Origin of the sequence: Allocoleopsis sp., assembly GCF_036703385.1 — a bacterium.
Classification (GTDB): Bacteria; Cyanobacteriota; Cyanobacteriia; order Cyanobacteriales; family Coleofasciculaceae; genus Allocoleopsis.
Genome location: NZ_DATNPA010000449.1, coordinates 1 through 7,243, shown reverse-complemented (window position 1 = coordinate 7,243; position 7,243 = coordinate 1). Strand labels below are relative to the sequence as shown.

At 47.3% G+C, this 7,243-nt stretch carries 5 protein-coding genes; 3 read left to right on the top strand and 2 right to left on the bottom strand.

Annotated features, from left to right (window positions below):
• The coding region (locus V6C93_RS22190) for a glycosyltransferase family 2 protein (protein ID WP_333478853.1) at positions 1-1,166 on the bottom strand (1,166 nt) is incomplete at its 3' end.
• 383 nt (positions 1,167-1,549) lie between these two features.
• On the opposite strand from V6C93_RS22190, the gene V6C93_RS22185 reads away from it, so the two are divergent.
• Both V6C93_RS22185 and V6C93_RS22180 read left to right on the top strand, forming a co-directional pair.
• Positions 1,550-2,812: a bifunctional sterol desaturase/short chain dehydrogenase gene (locus V6C93_RS22185; RefSeq protein WP_333478852.1), complete on the top strand. Its 1,263-nt coding sequence runs from the start codon at positions 1,550-1,552 to the stop codon at positions 2,810-2,812.
• A gap of 394 nt (positions 2,813-3,206) precedes the next feature.
• The gene (locus tag V6C93_RS22180) at positions 3,207-6,356 is read left to right on the top strand and encodes an MFS transporter (RefSeq protein ID WP_333478851.1); all 3,150 of its coding nucleotides are present in this window, start codon (positions 3,207-3,209) and stop codon (positions 6,354-6,356) included.
• Between the two features lie 106 nt (positions 6,357-6,462).
• Here the strand turns inward: V6C93_RS22180 and V6C93_RS22175 are convergent, their stop codons facing one another.
• The gene (locus V6C93_RS22175) at positions 6,463-6,633 is read right to left on the bottom strand and encodes a hypothetical protein (RefSeq protein WP_333478850.1); all 171 of its coding nucleotides are present in this window, start codon (positions 6,631-6,633) and stop codon (positions 6,463-6,465) included.
• A 292-nt stretch (positions 6,634-6,925) separates the two neighbouring features.
• Between V6C93_RS22175 and V6C93_RS22170 the strand changes: the two genes are divergently transcribed.
• Positions 6,926-7,243 (top strand): type II toxin-antitoxin system RelE/ParE family toxin (locus tag V6C93_RS22170; protein WP_333478849.1); only part of this gene is annotated, 318 nt, incomplete at its 3' end.

Genomic DNA, 7,243 nt, shown 5'->3' with positions numbered 1-7,243 from the left:
GGGGCAAAAATGGGTAATTGGTGACGAGCGATCGCCATTAAGAAGTCCGGCAGGGCAGCGGCTGGCAAAAGGTACTGAATCAGCAAAAATGAAAACACATCCAGGGTTTTCAACGTACCCATCCGGTTACTGACAATGAGTCGCCAATAGTCCAGATAGCGCTGGTATCCACCCTCTCCCCAACGGTTGCGCTGATGCCATAGTGCCAAGGCAGTTGTAACGCCTTCTTCTTCCACAGCAGGGAAGTCAATAAACGAAACATCCCACTTGTCGAGATGCAAGCGAATCGTCAGATCCAAGTCGTCCGTGATGGTCTGCTCGTTCCAACCGCCACAACGCTCTAGAGCGACTCGGCGCACAAACTGACCATTGCCCCGCAATTCCCCAATTCCACCAATGGCAAGCCGTTGCTGTTGGATATAGGTGTCGAGAGCCATTTCTGCCATCTGCCCTCGCGTCCAGAAATTGACGGATGCATTCGCGATCGCTTTACGCATCTGTACTGCTCCTGTGCTTGGATTACCAAAGCAAGGTAGTACATGGCGCAGTACATCCTTCGGCACCCCCGCATCGGCATCAAATACACCAATAATCTCTCCCTTCGTTAGAGGGAGTACCTGGTTTAGTGCTCCCGACTTCCCGCCCCCCGCATCAGATCCCCGATGCAGAACTTTTAACTGGGGATATTCTGTAGCTAACTGGTCTAATAAAATTGGCGTTTGGTCGGTGCTGTGATCGTCAATTACCCAAACTTCATACCGAGCTTTTGGGTAATCTAAATTACACAGCATTTTAACTAGATTACTGATGACAGCTTCTTCATTTTTTGCTGCAACGAGGAGAGACACAAAGGGTAAATTTGCCTGAGTCTCATCTAAAAGCGGTTCAGGTGTCTTGAGCGGTCGAGCTAGTAAGAAGCGTACCGCCTGAATTCCTAATAGGGCGGCTAAACTCCAAATTAAGTAGGAACCCCAAGATACTAAGTGGAGTAAAATTGTGCCGCTCCAAAGTACTGTTAGCACCACAGCAGCTTTCCGTCTGCGTCCTCCTAGCCCTTGAAAGAAGAAGTCATTTTCAAATTCTTCTTCCTCATAGTCAGACAACAGTGAGCTAATCGGGTCAAGTTCGTCACCAGACTCATTTTCTGACCAGTAATTCTCCGGCATAATTTACTCGATTTCACTCCCCTTACTTATCAACAATCATTAAGAAACTAGGGTAGGAGATAACACCAAACTCTGCCACTTTTGTACATAGAACGCGATCGCCAAGACGTGAAGCAACTGCCTTAGTAGCCAGGAAACCTATACCCGCCCCTGTTGAGCAACATACCTAAGTACACAAGGAGGTAGCTCTTGCAAAGACTTGGCAATCTCGCCCAAAATGTCTGAAACGACGATTTTTTGTAAAATTGCTCCTGTTTTAATCAACCCCAGTGCAGCTTCATTGTATCTGAGATTATTAAATTTCTTATACTTTGATGGGGATACTTGAATTTTTTGAGACGTTTTGTAGTGAAGTTGTCACTAAAGGTGTGTGGAATTGGGGTATGGTGACTTCGTTAATAGCTATGGCAGCTTGGGGACTGGGTTCTGTCCTATGGGTAGAAGTGGTGCGAGACTTTTACCACCTCTTAGGTCATTATTGGACTCCTGTGTATCGGTTACATGTCTGGCATCATCGCGTTTTTCGTCCGGATTTAACGGCGGTCAGTGACACTATTTATCGGCAGGCTCATTGGTACAATGACGTACCAGAAGCCCTGGTTATGCTGCTGATGGGGTTGTTGATGTGGGGTGTAGCCCATGCGATCGCACCAGAGCAACAGTGGGCGGCTTTATCCGGTTGTCTTTACACGCTGACTTTCTTATTCAGTGCGATCGCACGGGGCAGCGGCCTGAAATGGGCGGAGGAATTAACGGATGTCACCCATCGCTCCGGACAATTCCTTACTCCACCCTCCCGTTGGTTTGTCAATCGCACCTATCACTGGCGGCACCATTTTGATAACCAAAAAGCTTACTATTGCGGTACGTTGACGTTGGTAGACAAGCTCATGGGGACAGCACTTTCACTCAAAGGTAAGACGATTGCTGTAACTGGAGCATCGGGAACGCTGGGGCAAGCGCTTCTGGCTACTCTCCAGGAACGTGGGGCAAAAGTCATCGCTCTCACCTCCAGGGAGCAGTCTGTTACCGTCAGCGTGAAGGGTGAAAGCGTACCAATCAAAACGATTAGCTGGCAAGTGGGGAAAGAGTCAGATTTGGCGGCAATCCTGGAAACCGTGGATATCCTGATTCTCAATCATGGGATTAACGTGCATGGGGAGAGGACGAAAGATGCGATCGCGCTATCCTACGAAGTCAACACCTTTTCTAGTTGGCGGTTAATGGAACTTTTCTTCAGCACGGTTCGCACTAACAAAGAGATGGCGACAAAAGAGGTTTGGGTGAATACCTCAGAAGCAGAAGCCAATCCTGCGTTTAGTCCTCTGTACGAACTCACCAAACGGGCACTAGGAGATTTGGTAACCCTGCGACGTCTGGATGCTCCTTGTGTGGTACGCAAGCTAATTTTGGGGCCATTTAAGAGTAATCTCAATCCGATTGGGGTAATGTCCGGGGAATGGGTGGCAAAGCAAATTGTGAATCTGGCGGTTAGAGATGTGAGGAATATTATCGTCACGATTAATCCCTTAACGTTTGTGACATTTCCGCTTAAAGAATTGTTTGTTGGTCTTTATTTCAAGCTGTTTTCACGCCGTGCTGATGTGGGGGTTGTTAAGTCAGGTGTAGTCTCTGACAACCTTTAACTTAGGGTGAATGTCACTGAGCTTAAGCAGAATGTCACTGACTTAAGGGAAAAGTGATCGTTTCTTAGGAAAACCCAGATTGGGGGGTCTCCCCCCAAACCCCCCACTGGGGGACGGAGTGCCTCCCCCAGACCCCCTGCACAAAGGTTGGTTGGTAAAGTAGGAAAGTTCTTAAGTCAGGCTATTCAACTTAGGGTGATTTAACTGCATATTTTGTGTGTTATCAGCGATCGCTTTCTCGGCTTTCACACCTGAGAGGGAGTTCGTTTCAACCTCTGACAACAACCATGAAGTTAGGCGTAAGTGTGTCAAGCATTACAGAAATTTACAAAACCCTGTAATTGTCGTGCCACCTTGGATATACGCCATCTTCAGTTTTGAAGAGGTAAAAACTATGTTTCACAATCTAGGAATGGTGCTGGGATTGCACAGCACGCAATTTTGGCTTGCAAAAGTTCAAGTCGCTCCAAGGGTAACTCAGCCAGTTAGCCCCCCAACAGAGGCAGCACTAGTCTTTTCTGCGCCTCAATTTTTGATGGCGCTGGTTGCTGGGGTACTCATGGCCTTTGCCTTCCAGTTTCTGTTAACGAACTTCACCCTGGCGGCGGGAATTGCCTCTGGTGAAAATCCAGTGGATGCTGATTCCGATGATAGCTGGGGTCATGCTGTTCGCGAAGTTGAATCAAAGGTCGGGTTATGGGCATTAATAACCGTCAATATAGCGTTATTTATCGCTTCTTTTCTGGCGGTGAAACTGACCCTGATTAATAGTGTGACTTTGGGAGCCATTACTGGCGTTGTCATCTGGTCAGCTTACTTCTTGTTGCTCCTGTGGGTCAGTTCTACGGCAATTAGTTCCTTAGTGGGTTCTGTTGCGAACACGGCGTCTTCTGGCTTGCAAGGAGTGATGGGTATAGCCGCCACCGCTCTGGGTGGAAGGGCTGTGAATGCTCAAGTTGTGAATACGGTAGAGGCATCAGTAGCCGCCGTTCGCCGCGAATTGAGTTCGGCAGTCGACCCGACGCGTGTTCGGGATACAGTGCAAGACTATGTAGCCGATCTACAACTGCCAAAATTAGACCTGAAACAGATTCGCAATGATTTTGAGAAGTTGCTGACCAGTTCAGAATTGCGATCGCTTACGGATAGTGATGTTCTGCAAAATGTGAACCGTCAGACGTTTGTCGATTTAATCAGTAGTCGTACAGACTTATCCAAACAAGACGTTAATCGGATTGCAGACCAACTCGAAGGTGCTTGGCAGCAAGTATTAGGAGTGCAACAAAAAGCCGATCCCCAGTCACAATTGCTCAACTTCCTCCAGTCGGCTAGCCCACAAGAACTCACCTCCGCTCAGCTTGGCGATAAACTTGGACAACTGGTTGGAGTGGGATCGGGCAAAGCAGAGAACGGGAATGGCTCCAATGGCGAAAATGGAAATGGCTTGATGGAGCAAGGCTTGCAACTGGGTATCAGTGCACTACTAGGTCGAGTCCTGTCGCGGACGGATTTGTCTGATGTCGATGTGGAAAAGATTTCCAGCCAATTGCAACAGTTCAAAGATAAAGCGACCGAGCAGGCTAAACATCTTTCCTCTAAGGTGGCTGAGCAATTACCTGGGCAATCGTTTAATACGATTCAGGCCGATGTGGAAAACTACCTGCTCAATTCCAAACCTTGGCACCTAAACCGAGAGACAATTAAGCAGGAATTTAAAGACGTTATCTATGACCCGGAGGCGGCTCCAAAGGCGGTTCGGCAGCAATTAGAGAAACTGAATCGTGACACTTTCGTGAAGATGATGGAATCACGAGATAATTTCACATCTGATCAAATAGCAGATATTGCCGATCAGCTAGAAGAGATTCGTCAAGAAGTCCTAGAAACGGTTCAAGGCGCTGAGTCTGAAGAACAATCACAAGACCTCCGTAGCCGGGTTGAAAATTATCTGCGCTCAACGGGTAAAGAAGAACTCAATCCTGAGGGAATTGAGCGCGATTTTAAAGCACTTTTGGAAGACCCGGATGCGGGTGCTGATGCGCTCTCAAATCGTTTCTCACAATTTGATCGCGACACCTTAGTCAGCCTGCTCTCTCAACGGGAAGACTTTAGTCAAGAGGAAGCTGATCAACTAATGGGTCAGTTAGAAAGCATACGCGATCGCGTTTTGTCAGAAGCACAAAATCTGCAATACCAAACGAAATTTAAAGCACAAGAGCTAGGACAAAAGATAGAGTCCTATCTACGCAATACCAACAAAGAAGAACTCAATCCCGACGGTATTAAGCAAGAGTTACAAACATTCCTCAATGACCCTCAGGCAGGCGTCAAAGCGCTCCGGGAGAGGCTCTCGCAATTTGACCGGGATACGCTGGTGCAATTGCTGAATCAGCGTGAGGACTTGAGCGAAGAGCAGATTAATCAGTTTATCGATCAGTTTGAAGAGGTGCGCCATACTATCCTCCATGCACCGCAAGAATTAGCGGGAAATGCTAAGGAGCAGTATGATCGCATTACCAGTCAGATTGCTGAGTATCTGCGGAATACGAACCTTGATGAACTTGACCCGGAAGGGATTAAGCAGGATTTAACCAAACTCCTAGATGACCCGAAACAGGGAGCTTTGGCTCTCCGAGAACGGCTTTCTCATGTGGATCGGGAAACCTTGGTTAAACTTCTCAGTCAACGGGAAGACTTGAGCGAGGAGCAAGTAAATCGGATTATCGATCGCGTGCAAGATAGCATCCGCAGCATTACAAAAGCACCGCGACGCTTAGCCAGCCGTGCCAAGCATACGGTACAGGATGTACAATCCAATTTTGAAGAATACCTGCGGAACACGAATAAAGAAGAACTTGCTCCCGAAGGTATCAAGCGCGATCTGCAACAGTTGTTCAACGATCCGCGAGAAGGGTGGAAGAGTGTGAGCGATCGCCTCTCTCACTTTGACCGAGGTACACTGGTTTCTCTGCTGTCGCAACGGGAAGATATTTCGGAAGAGGAAGCGAACCGAATTGCGGATAATATTGACTCTGCGCGTCATCAGTTTGTCGAACAAGCGCAAGCGATTCAGCGCCAAATGCAATCGGTGATTGATGGCGTTTTTGGTAAAATTCGCAATTACCTCAACTCGCTTGACCGTCCCGAACTCAATTATGAGGGGATTAAGCGCGACTTCCGCAAACTCTTTGACGACCCAGAGGCGGGATTTGATGCACTGCGCGATCGCTTGAGTCAGTTTGATCGGGATACTTTGGTGGCTGTTATAAGTTCCCGTGAGGACATTTCCGAGGCGGATGCGAATCGAATGATTGACCAAATTGAAGGGGCACGGGATAGTGTATTGCACCGTGCGGAACGACTGCAAGAGGAAGCTGAAAAGCGTGTGAAACAGTTGAAGCACACGGCTAAGGCGCAAATGAAAGAAACCCGAAAAGCAGTTGCAACGGCGGCTTGGTGGCTCTTTGGTACAGCACTTACTTCAGTCGGTGTAGCGGCATTTGCTGGAGTAATGGCGGTACGAGGTCTAGCCTTTTTTGGTTAATGGTTTAACAATTCCGTTGTAAATTTTAGAACTTAAGCCTCCTGAATAGGGGGCTTTTTCTTTGGCGATGCAGTGATGGCTGTAATTCTAGAGAGTTGCATTCCAGTCAAATTTCCAGTGTCACGCCAGAGACACAACTGCTTACGGTTATGGTTTTCTGCTCAAAGACAAATTCACTATAGTCGGCTAAGTTATCGAGTCCTAAGAGATTGAGGAGAATTTCAATAATTAGCCAGAAGCTTATTTGAAGTAGTGTTTTTTGCCACTGAGTTTGCATATTCGCTGACCTTCTTAATCTATGCCCTTGAGGTGTGAGCTTGCGCTTGAAAATTATGTTAGGGATAGTAGATGAGATCGCCTGGAACTATTGATATAAGCCACAACCTTGAATCCCACTACACGCTATCTCGCCTTGGGTCTAGCGCGAATCAAGGGATTTACTGAACTTTTTTTGAGGAAAGCCTGGAGGTTTAAGGGAAATTACGGATGAAATTTAGGGGTGTCGTAGGTAAAGAGCGATCGCACCATAGGGTGAGTAATTAGATCTGTGACGTGCTTACGATAAAGTAGTGGAAGCTCAACCAAGAGAGATTCAGAACTATCTGACAGCAGACGGGAGCAGCCCTTTTGAAGAATGGCTTGATTCTCTACGAGGTACTAAAGCCAGAGATAAAATCGATAATAGGCTTAGGCGAGTCAAGATAGGTAATTTGGGAGACTACGCTGGAGTCGGACAAGGAGTCTTGGAACTGAGAATTAATTACGGTCCTGGCTACCGCGTCTACTTTGGACAAGTAGGAACAACAGTAGTGCTTCTACTCTGTGGCGGGGATAAAAGCACTCAAGCACAAGATATTCGTAAAGCTCAAGAATATTGGAGAGATTAT